The organism is Vibrio sp. 10N.286.51.C3, assembly GCF_003050065.1.
Lineage (GTDB): Bacteria > Pseudomonadota > Gammaproteobacteria > Enterobacterales > Vibrionaceae > Vibrio > Vibrio crassostreae.
This window is the reverse complement of the sequence record NZ_PIGC01000002.1, coordinates 35,612-62,119: the sequence shown is the minus strand read 5'-3', so window position 1 is coordinate 62,119 and position 26,508 is coordinate 35,612. Positions and strand designations below refer to the sequence as shown.

Here is a 26,508-nt window from a genome sequence, read left to right as displayed (position 1 = left end):
TTTCGGTTTTGATGAATCTTTGCGCACTTGATGGGCTAAAAAGCAGCAAAGCCAGATAAAACACAATAAATTCGAATGTGGAAGGTCGATTTTAAGCGAGTTTCCGCGTATAAATGTTCCTTTGCTCTGTTGTGTGGAATGACCACTGACAGCCTGGAAATTAGTAAATTATTAAGAGATTGGGAAATTCATTATGCGTACCCATTACTGTGGTAACCTGAACAAGTCCCTGGCGGGACAAACTGTAGAATTGTGCGGCTGGGTAAACCGTCGCCGTGATTTAGGCGGTCTTATCTTTATTGATATGCGTGATCGTGAAGGCATCGTTCAGGTTGTTGTCGATCCAGATATGAAAGATATCTTCCCGATCGCTAACCAACTGCGTAATGAATTCTGTATCAAATTTACTGGTGAAGTACGTGTTCGTCCTGATAGCCAAGTAAATAAAGACATGGCTACTGGTGAAGTAGAGCTTTACGCGACTGGTCTAGAGATCATCAACCGTTCAGAAGCGCTTCCACTAGACTTCAACCAAACGAACTCTGAAGAACAGCGTCTTAAGTACCGTTACATCGATCTTCGTCGTCCAGAAATGAGCGACCGTATCAAGCTTCGTGCACGTGCTTCTAGCTTCGTTCGTCGTTTCCTTGATGAGAACCTATTCCTAGACATCGAAACGCCAGTACTAACGAAAGCGACACCAGAAGGTGCTCGTGACTACCTAGTACCAAGCCGTGTTCACAAAGGCAGCTTCTACGCACTTCCTCAATCTCCTCAGTTGTTCAAGCAACTGCTGATGATGTCTGGTTTTGACCGTTACTACCAAATCGTTAAATGTTTCCGTGATGAAGATTTACGTGCTGACCGTCAGCCTGAATTTACTCAGATCGATATCGAAACATCTTTCATGACTTCTCAAGAAGTACGTAACGTGACTGAGAAGCTTGTTCACGATATGTGGAAAGAACTTCTAGATGTTGAACTAGGCCAATTCCCAGTAATGCCTTTCTCTGAAGCGATTCGCCGTTTCGGTTCTGATAAGCCAGATCTACGTAACCCACTAGAGCTAGTTGACGTTGCTGATTTAGTTAAAGACGTTGAGTTCAAAGTATTCTCTGGCCCGGCTAACGACGAAAAAGGTCGTGTAGCGGTTATCCGTGTTCCAGGTGGTGCTAAGCTAACTCGTAAGCAAATCGACGGTTACGCTGAACACGTAAACATCTACGGCGCGAAAGGCCTAGCATGGATGAAGGTGAACGACCGTGCTGCAGGCATGGAAGGTATTCAATCTCCAGTTGCTAAATTCCTAAGCGAAGACGTAATCAACGGTATTCTAGATCGCACTCAAGCTGAATCTGGCGATATCATTCTGTTCGGCGCAGACAAAGCGGGCATCGTTGCTGAAGCAATGGGTGCACTTCGTCTTAAACTAGGTACTGATCTAGAGCTAACAGACACATCTGCTTGGGCTCCACTGTGGGTTGTTGACTTCCCAATGTTCGAAGAAGACGGCGAAGGTAACCTACACGCAATGCACCACCCATTCACATCGCCACTAGGTGTGAACGCGGAAGAGCTTAAAGCAAACCCAGCAGCAGCAAACTCTGATGCATACGACATGGTAATCAACGGCTACGAAGTAGGCGGCGGTTCTGTACGTATTCATAACGCAGAAATGCAAACAGCGGTATTCGGTATCCTAGGTATCGAAGAACAAGAGCAACAAGAGAAGTTCGGCTTCCTACTTGAAGCGCTTAAGTACGGCACGCCACCACACGCTGGTCTAGCATTCGGTCTTGACCGTCTAGCAATGCTACTTTGTGGTACTGAGAACATCCGTGACGTTATCGCATTCCCGAAAACGACAGCTGCAGCATGTCTACTAACAGACGCGCCAAGCCTAGCGAACCCAGCATCACTGGAAGAGCTAGCAATCGCAGTTAAATTGGCAGAGAAAAAAGAGCAAGCGTAAGCCTGTTATCTTTTCTTGTTGATGAAGAGATCCTAGTTGGTAGAGAGCTCTTAATTAATTAGCCAAGACTTGCCAGTAAATTAGAAAATGCCCGTTAATTTGACGGGCATTTTTTTTTGCGTTCGATATACTAAGCTCATAAAGCATGTATAAATAATCAGTATTTGAAGTTATGTCTATTATCTTAGGGATTGACCCTGGCTCACGCATTACCGGTTACGGTGTTATTCGTCAAAATGGCCGCCATCTATATTACTTAGGGAGTGGTTGTATTCGCACCTCAGAAATAGAGTTACCGGGTCGACTTAAGCAGATCTATGCAGGTGTGAGCGAAATCATCACTCAGTTTCAGCCGGATGTGTTTGCTATTGAGCAAGTCTTCATGGCGAAGAATGCGGATTCTGCACTTAAGCTTGGACAAGCTCGTGGCAGTGCGATCGTAGCGGCTGTAAATGCGGATTTGCCTGTTCACGAATACGCGGCTCGTTTAATTAAGCAAGCCGTGACAGGTAATGGTGGTGCAGATAAGTCTATGGTTCAGAACATGGTGATGAGTATGCTTAAGCTACCTGCTAAGCCACAGGCCGATGCAGCCGATGCTCTAGGCGTAGCGATCACTCACGCTAACACCAACAAAACATTGATAGCACTGGCTGGTAAGGCGACAGGCGCGAGAAAAGGGCGCTACCGTTAAACCTCGCTCTCTTGTTAGCTCCTAACATACAGCCTTTAGACCTATTCTATTGATGAGCCTTACACCCTGTTTGGCTCATATCAAAATACTACGCCGCTAAATCCTTGATGAAATGAGATCTTTCGAACAGAACCCAGATAATAACATTGCGTATCATTTAACATGTTATTAACATTGGTCGGAGGTCTAACAAGTTAATCAAGGATGATCACTGATGAACCCAATCAAGCTGTGGCGTGCGCTGTTTCTACCTAAAAGTAATGGGTGGAGTAACAACGAAGTCAGACAAGCCGATATCTTATTACTCTTCACTTTTATCGCCTTCTTTGTTGGTGTCTACAGCTTAATCAAATGGACCAAGCACGAAGAGCAACTTCTGATCGCTACATCTGTATTCCTTATCGCGTTTGAACTGATCTCCGCACTGCTGTTGCGTGTTACCAGTAAACCGAGCCTTGCACTCAATTTTGGCTTTGTTGGTATGGCAGTACATGCGCTGAATATCATCTACCAAAGCGGTGGTGTGGTGGCATCGACGCAGGCGTATTGGGTTCCTTTGTTAGTGGTCGCTTTTTTCTTGTCAGGAACACGTATTGTCGCCTTGGTATGGAGTGGGTTAGTGATTGGCGTTTCATTGATGATGACGTCAGCTCACCTTAATGGATTTGAATTTCCGCAGTTAGTACTTACTCCGGAAGCGGTGGTGGTTGAAACCTGGTCTGGTGTGATCATGCCGCTGGTGGTGATTTGTATTGCTCAAGCGTTTACTGCGAAGCAAAAAGAGGTTGCAATCGAAATGGCGGAAGAAGCGATTTCAGAAAGCCAACAGATTGCTAATCAAGCGACACAGAGTGAAGGGCGACTCTCGGTGGTGCTTGACCAAGCTAATTCGAATTCGGAAAGCTTACAGGGCGTATCTGTGCATCTAGACCAACAGTCGCGAGATTTACATTCGCAAGTTGAGGTGCTGAATATCAATTGCGAATCTCAGGCCAGTGCGGCAGAACAGATGAGCCAACAATTGCACCAAATGACTCAAGGTATCGAAGAATCAAACTCATTTGTGGGTGAGTTGAAAGAGCGTAGTGAAGCGGTCGGAGAGAAAGCGCAAAAGAGCTCTGAGTCATTAGAAGCCTCAACCAGTGCTATCACTCAGATCATTCAAAGTAATCAAGAGATCATGAAAGTCGCTGACTTGATTACTTCAGTAGCGGAACAAACTAATTTGTTGGCATTAAACGCGGCAATAGAAGCGGCTCGCGCAGGTGAGCAGGGAAGAGGCTTTGCAGTAGTCGCCGACCAAGTAAGAGAGTTATCGGCGAAAAGCAGTCATTCCGCGATAGAAATTCGAACCTTGTTGGACCGTAGTAAAGACGAAGTGGAACATGGTCGAGCGATAATTGAAACCACGGCGAATGAGATGAACGGCATCATCTCAGAAGTTCAAACTATCTCGACTGACGTCAATCAGCTCACCAACATTATGGCGATGCAGATGAGTTCTTTGAAAGAGCTCGATCTCGCGAGTTCAGAAGTGGCACAGAGCGTTGCGGAAACCAAATCCGTGTCCGGCTTAGTCGCCAATTATGGTTCTGAACTCACAGGGCATGTTACCTCTGTCAAAGAGCTGGTCGAAAGCTTAAATAACGTGGTTTCACAAGCCAAACAAGCGTAAATAAATCACCCGAATAAACACAAAGAACTGGATAAGCATCCAGTTCTTTTATATTCTGTCCCTCAAATTATATTCCATCAAGAGAGTGAATTGTGATCGGACGTCTACGCGGTACATTAATAGAAAAACAGCCACCAGAATTACTAATCGAAGTGAGTGGCGTTGGCTATGAAGTTCAAATGCCAATGAGCTGTTTTTATGAATTACCAAATGTGGGCGAAGAGGCAATTATCTACACTCACTTTGTTGTTCGTGAAGATGCACAACTGCTTTACGGCTTCAATACAGTTAAAGAGCGTGCGCTGTTCCGTGAAGTTATCAAAGCAAATGGTGTTGGTCCTAAACTTGGTCTTGGTATTCTTTCAGGTATGACGGCGAGTCAGTTTGTTCAGAGTGTTGAACGTGAAGATATTTCTACGCTAGTGAAACTGCCGGGTGTCGGTAAGAAAACCGCAGAACGTCTGGTTGTTGAAATGAAAGACCGCCTGAAAGGGTGGGGCGCGGGTGACCTATTTACTCCAGCGACGGATGCAGCACCAATTGATTCTATGCCAACCGTTCACGACGCTGAAGAAGAAGCGGTAAGTGCGTTACTTGCATTAGGTTACAAGCCGACTCAAGCTTCTAAGGTGGTTTCTCAAGTGGCTAAAGATGGCATGACCAGCGAGCAGTTAATTCGCGAAGCACTGAAATCGATGGTTTAATACCTCATATACTTGTTCTACAAAACAGGCTCATTCACTTTGCCTTTACACAGAGTCAAGAAGCGCAGAGTCAACAAGCGCATAGTTAGGAATAGCAGAATTTATGATTGAAGCCGATCGCCTTATTGCACCGGACAACCCAGTATTCAAAGATGAAGATGTCATTGATCGTGCAATACGCCCTAAAGCACTTGCTGACTATCAAGGTCAGGATCATGTTCGTGGCCAAATGGAAATTTTCATCAAAGCGGCGCAATTGCGTAATGAGGCCCTCGATCATTTGTTGATATTTGGTCCTCCAGGCTTGGGGAAAACCACGTTGGCGAACATTGTTGCTAATGAAATGGATGTAAACATTCGCACCACTTCAGGCCCTGTACTGGAAAAAGCCGGCGACCTAGCGGCGCTGCTGACTAACCTTGAAGAAAATGATGTCCTATTCATTGATGAGATCCACCGCCTTAGCCCTGTGGTTGAAGAGGTGTTGTATCCAGCAATGGAAGATTACCAATTAGATATCATGATTGGTGAAGGCCCTGCGGCACGCTCTATCAAGATCGATCTTCCACCTTTTACGTTGATAGGCGCAACGACTCGTGCTGGCTCGCTTACGTCTCCGTTACGTGACCGTTTTGGTATCACTCAGCGTCTTGAGTATTACAAAGTTGAAGACTTGCAAAACATCGTGCAACGAAGCGCTGATTGCCTTGGTCTTTCTATGGAATCAGAAGGGGCGTTAGAAGTTGCTCGTCGTGCTCGTGGTACACCACGTATTGCCAATCGTTTACTGCGCCGTGTACGCGACTATGCGGAAGTGAAAGGAGATGGTCATATCTGCCCAGAGGTTGCCGATAAAGCGCTTAACATGTTGGATGTCGATGCTAAAGGTTTTGACTACATGGATAGAAAGCTTCTGCTTGCGATCATGGAAAAGTTTGGTGGTGGCCCAGTGGGTATCGACAATATGGCTGCAGCGATCGGTGAAGAAAGAGACACCATTGAAGACGTGTTAGAGCCTTACTTGATTCAGCAAGGTTACCTACAAAGAACGCCAAGAGGTCGAATCGCGACCGACAGAGCTTATTTACACTTCGGAATAGATAAGCCGTCTAATCGTTAAATTATTCATTTTTAAAGATCCCAGTTGCATAAGCGCTGGGATTTTTTGCATTTTACTGAATAACAACTCTTTGCGCTAATCGATAAAAAGGCTGAATAGCGGGTTTCAAAAATGAAAACTTTGATTTCAGGTTTGATTTAGCTAACAAAAATTGAAATAAGTTGTCATAACTTTTGTTAGTACTTTATGGGTAGTTGTAATTTGTATGTTGAAGTGGTGCTGAGCTTTTGTCACAGATATCATGCGCTGTTATTAACAGAGCTCAAATTGGTGTGATTTTAATCATGATTGTTCAAAAATACCTCTAATTTGCGTGAATAAAATTGATACAAATCAACGCAGGCTTCTCCTATAAATCTTTTGAAACATACTGATTTTACCAGTAATATTAGCGCCAGCTATATTAGCTCATGCTTAACAATAATCTAACTATAACGGTACGTTTTTGCTACAAATTTCAATTTGTAATAACAATTACATAAATTGTTTTAACATGGATTTTTGCGGTGAATAATCACACAAGTGTCATTCAGCCGACACAAAGGAGTTACCATGATTGATGTTGTTGATCTGTCGCGATTGCAATTTGCATTTACAGCGATGTATCACTTCCTATTTGTTCCACTGACACTAGGTATGGCATTTCTACTTGCCATTATGGAGTCAGTTTATGTAATGACTGGCAAGCAAATTTACAAGGACATGACTAAGTTCTGGGGTAAATTGTTTGGTATTAACTTTGCTCTTGGTGTAGCGACAGGCTTAACCATGGAGTTCCAGTTCGGTACTAACTGGTCTTACTATTCTCACTATGTTGGCGACATCTTTGGTGCACCGCTGGCTATCGAAGCGCTTGTTGCATTCTTCCTAGAGTCTACTTTTGTTGGTCTTTTCTTCTTCGGTTGGGACAGATTGTCGAAGCGTCAACACTTAGCGGTAACTTGGTTAGTAGCACTTGGTTCTAACTTCTCTGCGCTTTGGATCTTGGTAGCTAACGGCTGGATGCAAAACCCAGTGGGTGCGGAATTTAACTTTGAAACGATGCGTATGGAAATGGTGAGCTTCGCTGAAGTTGTACTAAACCCAGTAGCACAGGTTAAATTCGTACACACAGTAGCGTCTGGTTACACAACGGGTGCAATGTTCATCCTTGGTATCAGCTCATACTACATTCTTAAAGGTCGTGACCTTGCCTTTGCTCGTCGTTCTTTTGCGATTGCAGCATCTTTCGGTATGGCGGCGATCCTGTCAGTAATCGTGCTAGGTGATGAATCTGGTTACGAGCTTGGTGAAGTTCAAAAAGTGAAACTCGCTGCTGTAGAAGCAGAGTGGCACACTGAAGAAGCACCAGCTGCATTCACTGTTTTTGGTATTCCAAACCAAGAAACAATGGATACTGACTACGCAATTAAGATTCCTTACGTAATGGGTATTATCGCAACACGTTCTCTTGATAAAGAAGTAACAGGCCTGCGTGACCTGCGTGATGACCACGTTGATCGTATCCGCACGGGTATGTACGCATACGAGCTGCTTGAAAAGCTACGTTCAGGCGATAAGTCTGAAGAAAACATGGTGGCATTCGACGAAGTGAAAGGTGACCTAGGTTACGGTCTACTTCTTAAGCGCTACACAGACGACGTTGTTGATGCAACAGAAGAGCAAATCCAAATGGCTGCGGATGATTCTATCCCAACAGTTTGGCCTCTATTCTGGTCATTCCGTCTGATGGTTGCTTGTGGCTTCATCATGTTGTTTGTATTCGGCGCAGCGTTTGTTCAAACGTGTCGTCAAAAGATCGAACAGAAACCATGGGTACTTAAAGCGGCGCTGTTCTCAATCCCACTTCCTTGGATTGCGATCGAAGCGGGTTGGTTCGTTGCTGAGTTTGGTCGTCAACCATGGGCGGTTGGTGAAATCCTACCGGTTAACGTTGCAGCATCAGCACTAACTATTGAACAGCTTTGGACTTCTCTATTCGCTATTCTGGCACTGTACACAGTGTTCTTGATTGCTGAAGTTTACCTAATGCTGAAATTCGCACGTAAAGGTCCAAGTAGCTTAAAGACAGGCCGTTACCACTTTGAACAAAACGATAACTCTGTTGAAGACAAAGTTAGCCGTTCAGTCGAAGTATAAGTGAGGGAATATTATGTTTGATTACGAAAGCTTACGACTTATTTGGTGGGTATTGATCGGTGTTCTACTGGTTGGTTTCGCCGTAACTGATGGCTTCGATATGGGTGTTGCTGCTCTTTCACCGGTTATCGGTAAGAGCGACACTGAACGCCGTATTATGCTAAACACGATTGCCCCTCACTGGGATGGTAACCAAGTTTGGCTTATCACTGCGGGTGGCGCATTGTTTGCTGCGTGGCCACTGGTTTACGCAACATCGTTTTCTGGCTTCTACTTCGCAATGTATGCGACGTTAGCAGCGCTTTGGTTACGACCACTTGCTCTTGATTACCGTTCTAAGATCGAAGATCCAAAATGGCGCAAAACTTGGGACTACGCACTTTGCTTTAGTGGTACAGTTCCACCAATCATCTTCGGTGTAGCATTTGGTAACCTATTACAAGGTGTTCCATTTGACCTGAACGAATTTATGATGTCTAAGTACCATGGCACGTTCTTCGCTCTGCTAAACCCGTTTGCATTGCTTTGTGGTGTATTAGCTCTGATGTTGTTCGTGATGCAAGGTGCAACATGGCTTCAAATGAAGACTACAGAAGAGCTGCACGCTCGTGCTCGTAACGTTGCTCAGATCACTGGCCTAATTGCTATTGCTCTGTTCGTTATTGGTGGTTTCTGGGTTCAATCTATCGAAGGCTATGTTATTACAAGCACTATCGATACGTTTGCTGATTCAAACCCTCTAAACAAAGAAGTATCACTTCAAGTGGGTGCTTGGATGACAAACTTCGAAACGTATCCAGCAATGTGGGCTGCACCGATCCTTGGGGTAGCGATGCCACTGCTTGCTGTGATTGCATCTCGCTTTGAGCGTGGTGGTTTCGCATTCTTGTTCTCAAGTCTATCGAACGCAGGTGTTATTTTAACGGCTGGTTTTGCAATGTTCCCATTCGTAATGCCATCAAGCCTGAATCCTAGCCATAGTTTGACTATGTGGGATTCAACAGCGAGTGAGCTTACGCTTGGCCTTATGACTGCTGTTGCGGCGGTAATGGTTCCGGTGATTCTTGGCTACACAACTTGGACATATTACAAAATGTTCGGTCGTCTAGATAAGAAACACATCGAAGATAACGACGTTTCAGCTTACTAAGCTAGAAGTTAAATAACTTAGGAGAAATTTTATGTGGTATTTCGCATGGATTTTGGGTGTACTTCTAGCATGTGCATTCGGCATCATTAATGCTCTTTGGCTAGAGCATTCAGAAATGATGGACAAAGACAGTGAGTAATCTCGCAGAGCAAATCGCTAAACTGCATCAACCAATGGATAAGACTCTATTAAGAGCTTTATCCTTGGTATTGGGTTTCATGCATGTTGGTTTAGTGATGTGGGATCCTGAAGCGTATGCGACAAGCATCGGGGGCTTTAACGCGATCATCGGGCCAATGTTTATCTGGGCTGTTTGCTCAAGCATGGTTTACGGTATTGGATTTAAGCCAAGAGCTTGGATGTGGCAGCTACTGTTTAGCCCATACGTTTCACTCACAATTTTGCTCTACCTAACGGTGCTGCGCCTTCTATAAAAGGCAAAGGATTTAGGTTCATAACGATGTGAATCTTTATACTTGTTGGGTTTTTAGCCAAAAAGAGGTCATCTTATACAGATGGCCTTTTTTTTCGTCTGTTAAATCAAAAAATTCACAGCGATATACTATTAATGATAAGGAGTTAGGTTATAGTGAGATCTTTATCGTTTTGGGTTGTGGTAGCAAATTGCAGGGATTATCTAAGCCATTTACGTGGCCAGTGACAGTGTATTACGAAGACACCGATGCAGGTGGTGTTGTATACCATTCAAACTATCTTAAGTTTTTCGAACGCGCTCGAACTGAGATGTTGCGCTCAATTGGCGTTTCTCAGCAAGTCTTGTTAGAACAAAACATCGGTTTTGTAGTCCGACATATGGACATTGATTTTATTCAAGGTGCGCGCCTTGATGATTCTTTACAAGTCATTACAAATATTTACGAGTTGAAGCGAGCTACCTTGGTCTTCTGTCAAGAGATCGTAAATCCTGATGGCAAAGCATTGTGTAAAGCAATGGTTAAGGTAGCATGTATCGACAATCAAAAAATGAAACCAAAGGCAATGCCAACATTTATTCTTACGGAGCTAACGAATAGTGACTGCTGAAATCTCAATCTTAGGCCTAATTTTAGAAGCTAGTTTATTAGTTAAAATGGTCATGCTAGTTCTTATGGGCATGTCTGTTGTTTCTTGGGCGATGATCATCAAAAGAAGTAAAGTATTATCTCAAGCTTCGAAACAAACAGAAGTGTTTGAAGACAAATTTTGGTCAGGCGTTGATCTTGCAAAATTGTACCAAGAGAGCAATAAACGCAAAGACGAGCTTTCTGGTACTGAAGAAATTTTCTACGCAGGCTTTACTGAGTTTGCTCGCCTTCGTAAATCGAATGCAACATCACCTGACTTCATTATGGAAGGCACTGGCCGTGCGATGCGCGTTGCTGTTGCTCGTGAAGTCGATGAACTAGAAACTAACTTACCTTTCTTGGCGACCGTTGGTTCTATCAGCCCATACATCGGCCTATTTGGTACGGTTTGGGGCATCATGCACTCATTCATCGCATTAGGTGAAGTGAAGCAAGCGACACTCGCTATGGTTGCCCCTGGTATTGCAGAAGCACTGATCGCAACCGCAATGGGTCTATTTGCTGCAATTCCAGCAGTAATGGCGTACAACCGCTTCAGCAGCCGAGTAGGCAAGCTAGAGCACAACTACGCGACTTTCTCTGAAGAGTTCCACAGTATTCTTCACCGTCAAGCGATGGCTGGCAGGGAATAATAGATGGCTGGATACCAACCTAAAAAACGCAAAATGACAGCAGAGATTAACGTTGTACCTTACATCGACGTTATGCTTGTTTTGCTGATCATTTTTATGGTGACTTCGCCGTTTGTTACTCAAGGCGTTGACGTTGAATTGCCTCAGGCTTCAACGGCTAAATCGGCACAAGACCTACTGGGGGACGACAACGCAAGTTTCATCATCGTTGAAGTGAACAAAGACGGTGAACTTGGCTTGAGCGTTAATGACGAAGAAGTACAGCGTGGTTTATCTATGGAAGATATTATCATCCGAGTGAAAGCTGAGTTGTCTTTGAAGCCGAATTCTCCAGTGGCGGTTGGCGGTGATGCCGCAACGCCTTACGCTGAAGTGGTTTTATTACTTGATGAATTAAGCCGTGCAGGTGTGCCAAAGGTTGGCCTTTTAACGGATATAAGGGAATAGCTCCGTAGCATTCATGAAAGCGACTAATAAAAAATCCAATAGTTTCAGAAAACCGCTTCTTATTTCACTTGGGCTGCACGTCATTTTATTCGTTGCGCTTATTTGGGGAGCGGATTTCACGATGTCAGAACCTAAGCCGACAGGGCAGATGGTTCAGGCTGTGGTGATTGATCCTCAGTTGGTTCGCCAGCAAGCTCAACAGATTCGTCAACAGCGAGAAGCCGCGAGCAAGAAAGAGCAAGAGCGTTTAGACAAACTGAGACGTGAAAGCGAACGACTTGAAAAGAATCGTAAAGCTGAAGAAGAAAATATTCGTAAGCTAAAAGAACAACAAGCGAAAGAGGCTAAAGCGACTCGTGAAGCTGAAAAGCGCCGAGTTGAGAAAGAGAAACAACGCAAAGCTGAAGAAACGCGTTTACAGCAAGAGAAAAAGAAAGCCGCTAAAGCCGAAGCTGATCGCAAGCTGAAAGAAGCTGCGTTGGTGAAAGCCGAGAACGAGCGTAAGGCCAAAGAAGCGGCAATCGCAAAAGCTGAACAAGAACGCGTGGCAAAAGAAAAAGCGGCGAAAGAGGCAGCAGACAAAGCTCGTAAAGAGAAAGAAGCCGCTGAACGCGCTGAAAAGCAACGCATAGCGAAAGAGAAAGAAGCGGCAGCCGCAGCAGAGAAAGCCCGTAAGGCAAAAGAAGCTGCAGCTAAAGCAGAAAAAGAGCGTAAACAACAAGAAGCAGCATTGAACGATATCTTTGCTGGTCTTGAAACTGAAGCGACTCAAAACTCTTCAGCAAGACAACAATTTATTAGTGATGAAGCACAACGTTACGGGGCTATCTATACCCAATTGATTCAACAGAATCTGTTGTTAGAAGACAGCTATCGAGGGCGCTCATGTCGAGTGAACCTTAAGCTGATTCCAACGGGCTCAAACGCTATTTTGGGTAGCTTAAGCATCTTAGATGGCGATAGCCGTTTATGTGCAGCAACCAAGCGTGCCGTGGCACAAGTGCAATCTTATCCATTGCCTAAAGACCCAGACATCGTGAAATCACTAAAAGACATTAACTTAACTGTATCACCAGAGTAAAAGGACGAACTTGTGTTAAAGAAACTACTACTGAGTTTTGTTTTCTTAATAGCTACAAGCAGCCAGTTTGCACATGCGGCACTGGAGCTGGTTATTACAGACGGTATTAACTCTGCACGACCTATCGCTATTGTACCTTTCCGTTGGGAAGGCGCAGAGCCATTGCCACACGATGTATCAGCAGTTATCGCTTCTGACCTACAACGCAGTGGTAAATTCAGCCCAGTTGCGACAAGCAAAATGCCTCAAACGCCTTACAGCGAAACTGAGGTGAACTTTGATGCTTGGACTAACCTAGGCGTTGATTCATTGCTAACAGGTAGCATCACTAAAAATGCCGAAGGGCAGTACGTGGTGAACTACCAATTGATCGACATTGTTCGTGGTCAGCTGACTAAAGGACAAAGCCGTGCATTAAGTGATGAAGGCCAATTGGTGCTTTCTAAAGACCACGTGTTGTTCAACAAAAAAGCAACGGTTCCTGGCAAGCGCTTGAGAGAATACGCACACCGTATTTCTGACTTAGTGTATGAAGAATTAACCGGTGAGAAAGGCGCGTTCTTAACTCGTATCTCTTACGTAGTTGTGAACGACAAAGATAAGTACCCATACCAACTTCGTGTTGCTGACTACGATGGCTTTAATGAGCGTTTAGTACTTCGTTCTAAGCAGCCTCTTATGTCTCCAGCATGGTCACCAGATGGTAAGAAACTTGCGTATGTGAGCTTCCAGAATGGCCAAGCTGAAATATTCATCATGAATATTTACACCGGTGAACGTGAGAAAGTGACGTCATACCCTCGTCACAATGGTGCGCCAAGATTCTCGCCAGATGGTAAAACATTGGCATTGGTATTGTCGAAAACAGGCAGCCTTCAGGTGTACACACTTGACCTTGCTAGCCGTAAGCTGACTCAAATTACCCGCGGCCGTTCGAATAATACTGAACCATTCTGGCACCCAGATGGCAAGTCTCTTATTTTCACATCGGATCGTGGTGGTAAACCTCAGATTTATAATGTAAATTTGTCCAATAATTCGACTTCTCGTATTACTTGGCAAGGTAGCCAAAACTTAGGTGGCCAGATCACCCCTGATGGTCGATTCCTTATCATGGTGAATCGCAGTAACTCAGGTTTTAACTTGGCTAAGCAGGATTTGGAAACCGGTGCGGTTCAGGTGCTAACAAAAACATTGTTAGATGAATCTCCAAGCATTGCGCCGAATGGAGGTATGGTTATCTATAGCTCTATTTACAATAAAACTAACGTACTATCGATGGTTTCTATCGATGGCCGTTTTAAAGCTAGATTACCGGCAACCAACGGACGTGTAAGAGCGCCTGCGTGGTCACCGTTCCTCTAGTTCTCTTGATACATTCTTTTAGCTATTGATAGTGTTAACTATTGTGGCAATTAACTATCTATAGCACTTAGTCGCTGTAGAAACTAAGTTTGATAACGTAAGGAAAAAAAGATGCAACTTAACAAAGTTCTTAAAGGCTTGATGATTGCACTACCAGTGATGGCAGTAACGGCATGTAGCTCAACTGATGAAGCAACATCTGCAACATCTGGTACAGAAAGCAACCAAACAACTTCAGGTTCAGAAAGCAACGTAGACACAACTGTTGTAACGCCAATTGACGCTAACGGTCAACTGTCTGAGCAAGAGCTTAAAGAGCAAGCGCTACGTGAAACTCAAACAATCTACTTCGCATTCGATAACTCTACTATCGCTGGCGATTACGAAGAAATGCTAGCAGCTCACGCAGCATACCTAGTTAAGAACGTTGACATGAACGTTACTATCGAAGGTCACGCTGATGAGCGCGGTACTCCTGAGTACAACATCGCACTTGGCGAGCGTCGTGCACAAGCTGTAGCGAAATACCTACAAGCTCTAGGTGTTCAAGCTGACCAAATCTCTATCGTAAGCTACGGTGAAGAGAAGCCACTTCTTCTAGGTCAATCTGAAGATGTGTACGCTAAAAACCGTCGCGCAGTACTAGTTTACTAATTTTAGTAGACTATATAATTGAGGAATTGCCTCATGTTCAGTAACACAAAGCGAGTCATTTTGCTTTCGTTACTGGCAAGTGCAGCGAACATCGCGTTCGCTGCACCAGCTCCAGTATCCGATCTCAATAGCACCGCAACCAATTCATCATCTTCCTCTCGAGCAGCGTCTGCATCTAACGAATCAGATATTGAGCGTTTAGAGCGCCTGCTTCAAAATCGCAACCTTGTTCAGCTTCAAATGCAACAGCAAATCGACGACATGGCACTGGAGATCAGTGAACTTCGTGGTGAGCTGGAACGAAACAGCTACGATATGAAGCAAATGCTAGAGCGCCAGCGTGAACTGTTCATTGAACTGGATCGCGTTAGGGGCGAGGTGAAAGCAGCAGGAACCGCAACGGTAGCAGTGGCAGCGAGCGAAGGCTCTAAAGATGCTTCTGGTACGTTCAGTACTGATGTCGATGAGCAAACCGCTTATCAAAATGCTGTAGATATGATTCTAAAGCAACGAGACTACACGGGTGCGATTGCCGCATTCCAAAAGTTTCAAAAAGACTTCCCAGATTCAACCTTCACACCTAACTCACATTACTGGTTAGGTCAGCTTTATTTCGCTAAGAAGCAAGATAAAGAAGCGGTGAAGAGCTTCGCAGCTGTTGTGTCTTACAAAGACTCCAACAAGCGAGCAGATGCACTGGTTAAGCTTGGTGACATAGCTGCGCGCAACAACAACGCGACGCAAGCTAAGAAATATTACCAACAAGTCGTAACCGAGTACCCAAACAGTGCTTCGGCTAAAGTGGCTAAAACCCACTTGTAAACAAAATAGAGGTGCTTAGGCGCCTCTTTTTTATACCTGTTCACTTCCGTTTAGTGTTTACTTCTCTTGCTAGTGATGTCAACGCATCGCCTTGTTTATGCGTTTTAAGCATTAGCTAGCCACCGCTTGCAACCAATCCTTTTTGATCCCAATCGCTGTCCTGTGTAGAATACTCGGATTCTCGGAAGAAGTTGCGTAGAGCAAGAGCAATGAGTCATATACTAGATAAAATCGATACAGTTTACCCGTTTCCGCCTAAGCCAGTTCCATTGAGCGACGCTCAGAAACAGGCCCACATCGCAAACATCAAAAAACTACTTCAAGAAAAAGATGCAGTTCTAATTGCACACTACTACACAGATCCTGAAATTCAGGCTCTGGCAGAAGAAACTGGTGGTTTCGTTGGCGATTCATTAGAAATGGCTAAGTTCGGTAACCGTCACTCAGCAAGCACTTTGATCATTGCTGGTGTTCGTTTCATGGGTGAGTCTGCAAAGATTCTTACTCCCGAAAAACGCATTCTAATGCCAACACTTGAAGCTGAATGTTCACTTGATCTTGGTTGTCCTGCTGACAAATTTACAGAATTTTGTGATGCTCACCCTGACCACACCGTGGTTGTATACGCGAACACCTCTGCGGCTGTTAAAGCTCGTGCAGACTGGGTGGTTACGTCGAGTATCGCTTTAGAGATCGTTGAAAGTCTAGATGCTGAAGGCAAACCCATTATTTGGGGCCCAGACCGTCACCTAGGTTCTTACATCGCAAATCAAACCGGCGCTGACATGTTGCTTTGGCAAGGTGAGTGTATCGTTCATGATGAGTTCTCAGCTGATGCTTTGAAGAAAATGAAATCGGTATACCCAGAAGCGGCTATTTTGGTTCACCCAGAATCACCAGCAAGTGTCGTTGAACTGGCGGATGCTGTAGGTTCAACAAGCCAATTGATCAAGAAAGCAAAAGAGCTTCCTCATCCACAGATGATTGTTGCCACTGACAAAGGTATCTTCTTCAAGATGCAGCAATTGGTTCCTGAAAAAGAACTGATTGAAGCGCCAACGGCTGGTGCTGGTGCAACTTGCCGTAGCTGTGCACACTGTCCTTGGATGGCGATGAACGGCCTTGAAGCGATCGAAAACGCGCTTGAGAATGGTGGTAAGCAACACGAGATCTTCGTTTCTGACGAGCTACGTGTAAAGTCTCTTATCCCATTGAACCGCATGCTAGATTTTGCAGAGCAGTTAAACGTGCAGGTAAAAGGTAACGCGTAAGCCGTTCTTTTATCTAATCAACAAAAAACCAGCCAATAGTGCTGGTTTTTTTGTACGTGAGTATAGGCCGCCAATATCAATATTGTGATCATGTATCTTTTTCTGATGATACATCTTGTTGATATCGCGTATTTTTTCTAGCATGTAAGTAAGAGAAATGAGGCAGAGGCTCGAATGATAATCTGGTTACAACTCAAACGCTGGATCAAAGCAAACATCTTTGTTTTGAATGGCAAAAACTTACTGTTCACTTTCCTTGGTTACATCGCTCTATCGTGGCTGATGCTGTATTTGGCGGGTGAAACAGATTTAACCAGTTCGGTTACCGTATTCGCTTACTACTTGGTGGTAACGGCTTCTACAGTTGGTTATGGTGATTTATCACCGACCACGGTAGCGGGGCAGTGGATCGTTATTCTATTTGTGATTCCAGGCGGGTTGAGCCTTTTCGCCGCACTACTCGGTAAAGTGGCGACAGAAGGCGTTGAATATTGGCGAGCGGGCTTGTTAGGAAAAAGGAGAGTTAGAGTGGACAACCACATTTTGATGCTTGGATGGAATGAGCAAAGAACCATTCATCTCATCCGCATGCTGCAACACGAAGAAACAGGTAAGCGACCAATCGTATTATGTACGCGTTCAGATATCGAGAACCCGTTACCCGGTGAAATCAATTTCGTTAAAGTAAACAGCTACACCGATGGCAAAGAGATGGAGAAAACGGGCATTGAGTCTGCAAGTTGCATCTTGATTGATAACCCAGAAGACGACATTACGCTATCTGCGGCGCTTTACTGTGCCAACCGAAACCCTAAGGCACACCTTCTTGTTTACTTTAAAGACGAAGCGCTAAGCGATTTATTGCACAAGCATTGCCCTAACTCTGAATGTATTCCAGCGGTGGGTGCAGAGATGCTAGCAAAGGCTGCGGTAGACCCAGGATCAAGTGCGCTTCATCAAGAGTTATTGAGCTCAACAAGAGGCATGACACAGTATTCAACGTATTTCCCTGAAGACGCCGAGCCTGTCACCGTTGCGCCTATTTTCTCTGTGTTTAAAGAGAAGTATCAAGCAACGCTGATCGCGATTGATACGGGAAGTGGTATTGAACTGAACCCAGAACTAGACCAAGTTGTCAGCAGTGGTACTAAGCTGTTCTATATTGCTGATGAGCGAATTGATGATTTCGATTGGAAAGGCTTCTAAAGCTTCTATTTTCATTTCGTCTAAAAACTAAAAAGGCCTCATAGCGAGGCCTTTTGGGTATGCATAAAACTAACTGTTATTGAGCTTCAGCCAGTGCAATACCACGCTGAGTTAGACCGCAAAGCATGACAGGCACAGCGTTAAAGATCTCTTCGAACTGCTCTAGACCTTCAATCCCTTGCTCAGCAAGCGTTGCGATTGAGGTTTCTGGATCGTAAAGCATGCTCAATGAAAGTAGGACGCCGCCAACAAGCGCGTTGTCTTCGCTCTCTTCAGGCATTAGCGTTTCCCAATCATCACGAGCAATCTGCCAGCCTTGAAGCAAGCCTTCACAAAAATCACGAGCGGCAGTGTTAACCACTTCTTCGTCGTCTAATTGACAAGCTTCAGGCCAAACCCAAGTACCTTCAATCAGTTCTGGGCGAGTTTTATTCCAAAGCTCGATGATAACTTCAATGTAGCTTTCTAGCTGTTCACCATCCGTAAAAGGCGCGACTTCTTCGCCACCCCATAAGAACGGTAGCCACTCATGCGGGGTTAACACATTGGGTGCCGCTGCCATTGCAGTGACAAATCCGATGGTTTTGTGTTCTGTGATTAGCTTTCCTTCCAACTCTGGAAGCGCAAGAATATCTTGTAAAGTCAAAGTGAGGTACCGTAAAAGGGAACATATTTGCGCTTATAGTACCAATGAACTTGTGCCAATCAAGCTTCAATCTAAAAAGGCTTGATGTCATGGATGATAAACACTAGTTTTAACAGAAAAGAAAACAATAAAAGAATTATGCAGATACGGTCGTCTTTAAAGAAAAAAAGCATGGTAGCGCTTGGGCTGTACCTTGCTATGTTTATTGCCATTGTCGGTAGTGTGACGTATTACGTCGTAGAATCCCCTGTGCGCGCCAAATTACAACAAAACCTCGACTTACGTACGCAACTGTTATCCGCATTGATTACAGAGCCACTCAGTAGCTCTCAAGGCTTTGTTGATAGTTTAGTTGGTTTTGCTCAAGCACATCGCAAAGGTGAAGATGTCATCCCGCTATTCAAGTCGATGTTAGCCGCGAGCGATGACACAATTGTTAGCGCTGGTATTTGGCCAGAACCGTATGCGTTGGATTCCGACAAGCTCTTAAACAGTTATTTTTTCAACAAAGCTGACGATGGCACGATTGATCAACTGTTCTCTTACAACAATCCTAAAAACGCCCCTTATCACGAAGAGTATTGGTATACCTCGGTTGTAGACAAGCCACAGGGAACCATCTCTTGGAGCGATGTCTATATTGATCCCTATACTCACGTTCGAATGATTACGGCTTCGTCACCTTATTACTATGACGGCACCTTTGCTGGTATTGCGACGGTGGATCTCTCGCTCGAAGAGTTGTTGGGTTTCATTAAAAACCACGCCGAAGAGTACAATCTTGGTATCACCCTGAGAGATAAACTCAACCAAGTGTTGGTTTCTTATAACTTCAATCTTGTTGAAGGCATCTATATCAGTAGCAACCAATTTGGTGATTTCGGCTGGCAAGTGGATGTGGTGAACTCAAAAACACGTGTAGCAGACGAAGTATTTCGCCAGGTGATGAGCATTGAAGGCGGTATTGTTCCGCTATTGCTACTTTGTGTGATGGCGGGATATTACTTATTGAATCGTTATTTGATTAGTCCAATCACAAGGATTGCTGCACAGGTTGATAGCTCGAAAGCCGGCGAAATCATTGATGTGGATTACTCGAGTGACGACGAAATCGGCCATTTAATTAAAACCTTTAACGAAAAGACTATTTATCTCGAAGCGGAAAAGGTTAAAGCTCAGGCATCCACCAACGCAAAAACCGCTTTCCTTGCAACCCTATCACATGAAATACGCACCCCTATGAATGGTGTGTTGGGTACCGCTCAGATCCTATTAAAAACGCCTCTAAACTCCGAACAAGAGAAGCATCTTAAGAGCCTGTATGAGTCCGGCGATCATATGATGACTCTACTCAACGAGATCTTAGACTTCTCGAAGATCGAGCAGGGTAGGTTGGATCTTGATGAAACGCGTTTCCCGCTTGATTCGATCATCGGCAGTATTAACAGTGTTTACTACACATTGTCTTCCGAGAAAGGGCTTCAATTCAAAGTGTACTCCGAGGTGCCTTCTGGTCGTTGGTATTTCTCAGATAAAGCTCGCCTGCGCCAAATTTTGTTTAACTTGTTGAACAACGCGGTGAAGTTCACCTCCAGAGGCTTTGTTGAGGTGTACTTGAAAGAAGTCGTAGAGGGAAGTGACACCTACCTTAGTATTCGAGTTCGTGACACCGGAATTGGCATCTCTAAAGAAGCTCAAAAGCGTATTTTTAAACCGTTTGAACAAGCGGAGTCTTCCACTACAAGGCGTTTTGGCGGTACGGGTCTTGGCTTAGCGATTGTGAAGAAAATTGCCCAACTGATGGATGGCAGTATTACCGTCACCAGTGAAGAAGGGATAGGCACGAGCTTTGATGTTCGCTTGAAGATTCGACCTTGCCAGCCTGGCGAAATCGAGAGCTTGCCACATAAAAAGCTAGACTACTCAGGCTTAAAGGTACTGATCGTCGAGGATAACCGAACCAATACAGTGATCATTGAAACCTTCATGAGCAGTAAAGGATTCATTTGTAAGAGCGTCGAGAATGGTGAGTTAGCGATACAAGCCGTGGTTGCTGAGCGCTTTGATTTGATACTGATGGATAACCACATGCCTGTGATGGATGGTGTTGAATCAACCACTGCGATTCGTGCTTTGATAGGCGATGTGTCATCGGTATTGGTGTTTGGTTGTACGGCTGATGTCTTTAAAGAGACTCGCGAGCGTATGCTGGGAGCGGGTGTGGATTATATTATCGCTAAGCCGATTGATGAGCGTGAACTGGATGATGCTTTATTCCGCTATTCAAATAAGCTTTACCAATACCATGAAGTAAAAGCGGATGATCTCGAAAGCCAAGATGTAAAAAAACACGACTCGAAAAGTAAAAGCGAGTCACTGCCTAAACCTGATCTGCGAAATAAAGATAACACCGAAGAGCTATTGGTGACGCTGTATGTGGCGCTAGAAGACAACAACCTAGAACTGATTCAATTTGCACTAGAGAGTCTACGTGCCCACGTTGAACCTATGAACAACGCTGAACTTACTGAACAAGTCGATAAAGCGCTAGAGCAGGTTTCTTTAGGAGCACCACCTACACAAGATGTCATTAATATCATTACCGTAAATCTACCGATGGCTTAAATGTTGTTTAATTACGGTAAGTAAATGACGAATTGTCCAATATTTGACCTTGGTTTGATTTTTTGGTGGAAGCTACTGCTTTTGAAGAGGTTTTTGGTTGTTAATTTACAACTTGATTTTTAATTTGGAATGTATGACTGCTAATCTTATGATTTAATAGCGACATTATCTGGTAGGGTGTAAATACACCTTGTTTATATGTTACTAATTCACTCAATAGGTAGTGATATATTTTAGGTTTGGCGTCAATGAAGTCTCGTGGTCCATTTTGTATTCGAAACGCAGCTGCGGATACATTTGCTATGGTCGTTTTCTGTTTTATTTCAGGCATGATCGTAGAAGTGTTTATTTCTGGTATGACATTTGAGCAGTCTCTCGCTTCTCGAACGTTATCTATCCCAGTGAACATTGCTATTGCTTGGCCTTATGGTCTTTTTCGTGATTGGTTTTTACGTAATGGTGCAAAGCTTTCACAAAGTTCGTTGATGAAGAATATTTCTGACCTTTTAGCTTACGTGTTGTTCCAGTCGCCTGTGTATGCCGGTATTTTATTGGCGGTGGGTGCTTCAAGCGACCAGATCGTTACGGCTGTAACCAGTAATGCGGTTATCTCGTGTGGTATGGGCGTACTTTATGGCTACTTCCTAGATACGTGCCGTAAATGGTTTCGAGTTCCGGGCTACTATCAACAAGCTTAAGAAAAGCAACAAGCGCAAGTGCAGCGAAAGAATGAAATTTGGTTTGTTTTTGATCTAATGAGTTAATTTGTAATCGAACAAACCGAAAAAGGCACTTTTTTTGAGAATGCCCCTTGACCAAAGCAAGCAGAATCAATAAAGTAGCGCCTCGTTGAGTGACATGCTCAACACACAATTTGTGGAAGGATGGCTGAGTGGCTTAAGGCGCTCGCCTGGAAAGCGAGTATACGTTTATAGCGTATCTGGGGTTCAAATCCCCATCCTTCCACCACTATTCAAAACCCTAGCAGAAATGCTGGGGTTTTCTCGTTTTAGAGCCCCTATATTCACGTAATCTGCCTCCTTCCATGACGTCGCCTTTTCAAATCCTTTTCGTGATGGCCTTTTCTCTGTTTATGTGAAACACATTGATCCAGATTAGCGATTGATGTCACCGATAAACGCTTGATTTCTTGGTCTGGATCTACAAGATTAAGAGTAAGCAACATTTTGAATAATCTTAACTCTTAGGAATCTATAGCATCATGACAGAAACCCTCGTTTCTCCAATGCTCTCCTTTACTATTGCGATCTCATTACTGTTTATTGGTAAAGGTTTAATCGAGCGCTCTGAAGTATTAAGGAAGTACTCTCTGCCAGAGCCAGTTATTGGTGGCTTTGTCTGCGCAGCGACCGTAGCGGCGCTTTACTATATTTTTGAAATCCAAATCACCTTTAGCCTAGATGTTAGAGACTTTTTGCTTCTCTACTTTTTTGCTGGCATCGGGCTACAAGCGGATATTAAAACATTGATTAAAGGTGGGCGACCGTTGTTCATCCTGCTCTGTCTGGCTTCGGCTTTTATTGTCCTTCAAAACTTAGTTGGCATGGCTGTCGCGTCGGGTTTTGGTATGGATGCGAAAGCGGGTTTGTTGTCAGGTTCTATCAGTCTGATTGGCGGTGTTGGTACGACACTAGCTTGGGCGCCAATGTTTGTTGAAGAGTTTGGTATTGCTAACGCGCTAGAGCTTGGTGTGGCTTCCAACACAGTTGGTTTGATAGCGGCGTGTGTGATTGGTGGTCCAATTGCTAACTACCTACTCAATAAACACAAAGTAAGTCCTTCTAATGAAGAAGAGGTCACCGTTGGTGCATTCCAAGAGAGTGAAACAAAAACAGAGCTAAGCCACTACGGCGTTCTATGGGCATGGTTGATTCTAAATCTGACGCTGATGCTGGGTTATAGCTTGAGTGAAGTTATCGAATCAATGGGTTTGAAACTGCCGTTATTCGTTAGCTGTTTGATCGCGGGTATCTTAATCGGAAACGTTGGTAGGGCTCTGTTCAGGAAGCGCCGTACACAAGAGAAAATTGCTCAAGGTCGCAAAGGTTTAGCGATGATCTCTGACATATGCTTAGGCATGTTCTTAACCATGGCTTTGATGGGACTACGAATCTGGGATCTTGACGGGCTGTTTGGCTACATCTCTGTGGTCATGAGTATCCAGATTCTACTTTCACTACTGTTTACTATCTTCGTTGTTTATTACTTGATGGGAAGAAACTACGACTCCGTGGTGATATGTTCTGGTTTCGGTGGTATCACTCTAGGTTCAACAGCAACTGCGATTGTTAACATGACAGCGGTAACTCATCGCTATGGCGCAAGCCCACAAGCATTCATTGTGGTGCCATTAGTGTGTGGATTCTTTGTTGATTTGATCAACGCGCTAGTGATCAGTTTCTTTGTTGGCCTGTAAGTGAAGTGACGGATTGTTAACTGCTTGAGACTAGCATCTGATTCATGACCACAAAGGTGATGACGAAAGTTGTCGCCTTTGTATTATCGACAGCAAGCTAAAACACGTATATCAGCCTTTGATGTAGTGCCTTGAAGTGACTCGGTGCACAAGTTAGTAAGAGCAATTACGATCTTGATAAATTGGGATATATGTTCGCAGCAAATTTGTGAGACGCTTGATCAAGTGTCAGTTGAATCACAAGGAAGTTGAATGCACCACTTTAATATCCGCGCGCTGGAATACCTTAATGCTTTATCGAAATATGGGTCGTTACGTAAGGCATCTAAGATGATGAATGTTGACCCTGCCGCGATGAGCAGAATGCTGACACAGTTAGAAGCGCAAGCGGAAATGAAAGTATGGGAGCGCAACAACCGCCAATCACTGTTAACCGAAGCAGGTAATGAACTGTTGAATTACTACCGTTCCATAGTTCGTAGTGAAACGGCGGTACTGGCTCGTCTAACTAAGTTGAAAAACCTCAAGGGCGGTAACGTTAGCATTGCGATTGGGGAAGGTTTTATCACTAACTTGGTTTCTAAACCGATGCAAACCTTCATGGCTCGATACCCTGATATCAATTTATCGATTGAAATTGCAGGTGCATTGGATGCCGTGAAAATGTTAGAAGATCAACAGATAGATTTCGCGATCACCTATGCGTCTGCACCTCATCCTAAACTGCACTCCCATGTTGAACGTAGCCATCCGCTCGAATTGATTGCTCCGAAGGGGCACTTCCTTACGATGAAAGAAGCGCCTGTGGCACTGCAAGATGTTAGAGAGGCCTCTGTTGCTTTGATCGACAACTCGACAGGTATGGGGAGGTTAGTAAAGCAGGCTGAACAAAACTCTCATCTCACTTTGCAACCTAAGCTTCAAACTAACTCGGTTACCGCGCTAACTAACTTCGTTTCGGCTGGGTTGGGCGTAACCTTTATGCCCAAGCTCACCGTGATCGATGAGATAAAGTCAGGGCAGATTGAAGTGGTGGCGACCGAGTTGGAGATGCTATCGAAGGCGACGGTGAAAGTTCAATCTCTCAAAGGCCGCGGGCTATCATTGCAAGCCGAAACCTTTTTAGACTTTCTCATCGAGAACGCCACATTCTTGAGCCACGACGCCCATAATATTTAGATTGAAGTAGGTTGGTGCACATAATCACATCACCTAACTTCATTCCGCGATAGTTCAGTATTCCTATCCTCGTAGAGGGCTTTCTCTTAGTAATAAACCGATCCCTTGAAAGCTTTATAACCATCCAACATCACACTTCCCATATTCATTCTCCCGATTTACGACTGAATTGACTTTTTATCAACACTGTATGCATTGTTAAGTCAACGTGTGCTGAATAAGTTACAAATTATTAACGAAGGTAGTTTGAAACAGACAGCTGTGTTCGGCATGTTTTGCTGTGTCGGGCATTAGGGGAAGAGAATGGAAGTAATTGTAATTGGCAGCGGTGTTATTGGGTTGACCAGTGCTTGGTATCTGGCGAAAGAGGGCCACTCGGTGACGGTTATTGATCGTCAAGATAGTAGTGGCAAGGAAACCAGCTTTGCGAATGCAGGGCAGATTTCTTACGGTTATTCTTCACCATGGGCGGCGCCTGGGATTCCGTTGAAAGCAATGAAATGGCTTACCCAAGAGCACGCTCCTCTCAAAGTAAAGCCTTCGCTTTCTCCCGAGTTAGTTTCTTGGGCAACGAAGATGCTCGCCAACTGCAACGAAGCTAAATATGCACAGAACAAATCGCGGATGTTGAGAGTCGCGAACTACAGCCGAGATTGCCTGACTGAGCTAAGAACCAGTGAGCAATTGGCTTATGAAGGTAGGCAGAAAGGGACGCTACAAGTGTTTCGAAGCGAGAAGCAATTGGATTTCATTCAGCAAGATATGAAGCTGCTTAAAGAAAGTGGAATTGAGCACTCGTTGTTTGATGTTGAGCAGTGCCTATCCATCGAACCTGGTTTATCAGACGTGAAAGATAAGCTCGTAGGTGGCCTGTATTTACCACATGATGAAACCGGTGATTGCCATCAATTCTGTTTAACCTTAACTGAGAAAGCCAAGCAACTCGGTGTTAGGTTCGTGTTTGATACTGAAGTGGTCAAGCTCAATCATCAGAATCAAACCATTGAAAGTATTACCACGACTCAAGGTGACTTCAAAGCGGACGCTTACGTAGTCGCGTCTGGCAGTTATTCTCGTGATCTGTTGAAGCAAGTAGACCTGTCTATTCCTGTCTATCCAGTCAAAGGGTATTCGCTGACATTGCCTATCGTGAATGCTGATAAATCACCGACCTCTACCGTGATGGATGAAACCTACAAAGTGGCGATGACTCGTTTTGATGACCGCATTCGCATTGCGGGTACGGCAGAGCTTGCTGGTTTTGATTATCTCATTCCTGAAAAACGTAAAGCCACGATTGATATGGTGATAAAAGATCTTTTCCCACAGGCGGGGGATTTCTCTAAGGCAGAATACTGGACAGGGTTAAGACCGATGACTCCGGATGGTACGCCTATAATCGGCGCGACGCCTATCAAGAATCTATTTACCAATACAGGCCATGGAACTCTAGGTTGGACAATGGCATGTGGCTCAGGAAAGATCTTGGCAAGCGTGGTCAGTGGCTCTGCTAGTGATATAAAAACTGATGACTTGAGTATCCACCGCTATATGTAAAAGCAAGCCGTTAGTTATCTTGCCTATGGTTTGATGATATCGACATT

General features: G+C 44.4%; 24 protein-coding genes and 1 tRNA gene. 24 read left to right on the top strand and 1 reads right to left on the bottom strand.

From position 1 onward, the window contains the following. Positions 1-193: 193 nt before the first annotated feature. The 18 genes from aspS to CWO27_RS01970 all read left to right on the top strand — a co-directional run bounded on the left by aspS (position 194) and on the right by CWO27_RS01970 (position 18,017). A complete protein-coding gene (aspS, locus tag CWO27_RS02055; protein ID WP_019821025.1) occupies positions 194-1,972 on the top strand; it encodes an aspartate--tRNA ligase in 1,779 nt (592 codons plus the stop codon). 172 nt (positions 1,973-2,144) lie between these two features. Next, complete coding sequence (gene ruvC / locus CWO27_RS02050; RefSeq protein ID WP_102432927.1) at positions 2,145-2,666, top strand: crossover junction endodeoxyribonuclease RuvC; 522 nt, start codon at positions 2,145-2,147, stop codon at positions 2,664-2,666. Between the two features lie 214 nt (positions 2,667-2,880). After that, positions 2,881-4,341 (top strand): methyl-accepting chemotaxis protein, encoded by a 1,461-nt coding sequence (locus CWO27_RS02045; protein ID WP_107898497.1) that lies wholly within the window; start codon positions 2,881-2,883, stop codon positions 4,339-4,341. A gap of 92 nt (positions 4,342-4,433) precedes the next feature. Continuing rightward, the gene (gene ruvA, locus CWO27_RS02040; protein WP_017062079.1) at positions 4,434-5,045 is read left to right on the top strand and encodes a Holliday junction branch migration protein RuvA; all 612 of its coding nucleotides are present in this window, start codon (positions 4,434-4,436) and stop codon (positions 5,043-5,045) included. Positions 5,046-5,148: 103 nt separating this feature from the next. Further along, on the top strand, positions 5,149-6,165 hold the full coding sequence (gene ruvB / locus CWO27_RS02035) for a Holliday junction branch migration DNA helicase RuvB (RefSeq protein WP_017062078.1): 1,017 nt from the start codon (positions 5,149-5,151) through the stop codon (positions 6,163-6,165). 552 nt (positions 6,166-6,717) lie between these two features. Further along, positions 6,718-8,304, top strand: coding sequence for a cytochrome ubiquinol oxidase subunit I (gene cydA / locus CWO27_RS02030; protein ID WP_102432925.1), 1,587 nt, complete (start codon positions 6,718-6,720; stop codon positions 8,302-8,304). Between the two features lie 13 nt (positions 8,305-8,317). Beyond that, on the top strand, positions 8,318-9,454 hold the full coding sequence (cydB, locus tag CWO27_RS02025) for a cytochrome d ubiquinol oxidase subunit II (RefSeq protein ID WP_048659654.1): 1,137 nt from the start codon (positions 8,318-8,320) through the stop codon (positions 9,452-9,454). A 31-nt stretch (positions 9,455-9,485) separates the two neighbouring features. Continuing rightward, on the top strand, positions 9,486-9,593 hold the full coding sequence (gene cydX, locus CWO27_RS02020) for a cytochrome bd-I oxidase subunit CydX (protein ID WP_000270284.1): 108 nt from the start codon (positions 9,486-9,488) through the stop codon (positions 9,591-9,593). Next, positions 9,586-9,888: a cyd operon protein YbgE gene (gene ybgE, locus CWO27_RS02015; protein WP_017055065.1), complete on the top strand. Its 303-nt coding sequence runs from the start codon at positions 9,586-9,588 to the stop codon at positions 9,886-9,888. The genes cydX and ybgE overlap by 8 nt, the downstream gene beginning before the upstream one ends. A gap of 172 nt (positions 9,889-10,060) precedes the next feature. Next, positions 10,061-10,498 carry a tol-pal system-associated acyl-CoA thioesterase gene (gene ybgC, locus CWO27_RS02010; RefSeq protein ID WP_102432924.1) on the top strand — a complete coding sequence of 146 codons (438 nt, stop codon included), beginning with the start codon at positions 10,061-10,063 and terminating at the stop codon, positions 10,496-10,498. Next, positions 10,488-11,171, top strand: a complete 684-nt coding sequence (gene tolQ, locus CWO27_RS02005) for a protein TolQ (RefSeq protein WP_010437896.1) — start codon at positions 10,488-10,490, stop codon at positions 11,169-11,171. Before ybgC ends, tolQ begins: the two co-directional genes overlap by 11 nt. 3 nt (positions 11,172-11,174) lie before the next feature. Beyond that, positions 11,175-11,618, top strand: coding sequence for a protein TolR (gene tolR, locus CWO27_RS02000; protein ID WP_048664689.1), 444 nt, complete (start codon positions 11,175-11,177; stop codon positions 11,616-11,618). A gap of 13 nt (positions 11,619-11,631) precedes the next feature. After that, positions 11,632-12,699 (top strand): cell envelope integrity protein TolA, encoded by a 1,068-nt coding sequence (gene tolA / locus CWO27_RS01995; RefSeq protein WP_102432923.1) that lies wholly within the window; start codon positions 11,632-11,634, stop codon positions 12,697-12,699. 12 nt (positions 12,700-12,711) lie between these two features. Next, on the top strand, positions 12,712-14,064 hold the full coding sequence (gene tolB, locus CWO27_RS01990; RefSeq protein WP_048659648.1) for a Tol-Pal system beta propeller repeat protein TolB: 1,353 nt from the start codon (positions 12,712-12,714) through the stop codon (positions 14,062-14,064). 111 nt (positions 14,065-14,175) lie between these two features. Continuing rightward, positions 14,176-14,718, top strand: coding sequence for a peptidoglycan-associated lipoprotein Pal (gene pal / locus CWO27_RS01985; RefSeq protein ID WP_048659647.1), 543 nt, complete (start codon positions 14,176-14,178; stop codon positions 14,716-14,718). Positions 14,719-14,751: 33 nt separating this feature from the next. Beyond that, positions 14,752-15,540, top strand: a complete 789-nt coding sequence (ybgF, locus tag CWO27_RS01980; RefSeq protein ID WP_048659646.1) for a tol-pal system protein YbgF — start codon at positions 14,752-14,754, stop codon at positions 15,538-15,540. A 209-nt stretch (positions 15,541-15,749) separates the two neighbouring features. Then, on the top strand, positions 15,750-16,811 hold the full coding sequence (gene nadA / locus CWO27_RS01975; protein ID WP_107898496.1) for a quinolinate synthase NadA: 1,062 nt from the start codon (positions 15,750-15,752) through the stop codon (positions 16,809-16,811). A gap of 174 nt (positions 16,812-16,985) precedes the next feature. Then, positions 16,986-18,017, top strand: coding sequence for a potassium channel protein (locus tag CWO27_RS01970; protein ID WP_048659644.1), 1,032 nt, complete (start codon positions 16,986-16,988; stop codon positions 18,015-18,017). Between the two features lie 76 nt (positions 18,018-18,093). Here the strand turns inward: CWO27_RS01970 and CWO27_RS01965 are convergent, their stop codons facing one another. Continuing rightward, complete coding sequence (locus tag CWO27_RS01965) at positions 18,094-18,663, bottom strand: UPF0149 family protein (protein WP_048659643.1); 570 nt, start codon at positions 18,661-18,663, stop codon at positions 18,094-18,096. A gap of 138 nt (positions 18,664-18,801) precedes the next feature. Between CWO27_RS01965 and CWO27_RS01960 the strand changes: the two genes are divergently transcribed. From CWO27_RS01960 to CWO27_RS01935, 6 genes are all read left to right on the top strand, one after another. After that, on the top strand, positions 18,802-21,288 hold the full coding sequence (locus CWO27_RS01960; RefSeq protein ID WP_441351759.1) for an ATP-binding protein: 2,487 nt from the start codon (positions 18,802-18,804) through the stop codon (positions 21,286-21,288). 248 nt (positions 21,289-21,536) lie between these two features. Then, on the top strand, positions 21,537-21,986 hold the full coding sequence (locus CWO27_RS01955; protein WP_107898494.1) for an L-alanine exporter AlaE: 450 nt from the start codon (positions 21,537-21,539) through the stop codon (positions 21,984-21,986). Positions 21,987-22,166: 180 nt separating this feature from the next. Then, positions 22,167-22,257, top strand: a tRNA-Ser gene (locus CWO27_RS01950). A 253-nt stretch (positions 22,258-22,510) separates the two neighbouring features. After that, a complete protein-coding gene (gltS, locus tag CWO27_RS01945; RefSeq protein ID WP_107898493.1) occupies positions 22,511-23,725 on the top strand; it encodes a sodium/glutamate symporter in 1,215 nt (404 codons plus the stop codon). 252 nt (positions 23,726-23,977) lie between these two features. Beyond that, on the top strand, positions 23,978-24,904 hold the full coding sequence (locus CWO27_RS01940; protein WP_102479774.1) for a LysR family transcriptional regulator: 927 nt from the start codon (positions 23,978-23,980) through the stop codon (positions 24,902-24,904). Between the two features lie 303 nt (positions 24,905-25,207). After that, complete coding sequence (locus CWO27_RS01935; RefSeq protein ID WP_107898492.1) at positions 25,208-26,461, top strand: D-amino acid dehydrogenase; 1,254 nt, start codon at positions 25,208-25,210, stop codon at positions 26,459-26,461. Positions 26,462-26,508 lie beyond the last annotated feature (47 nt).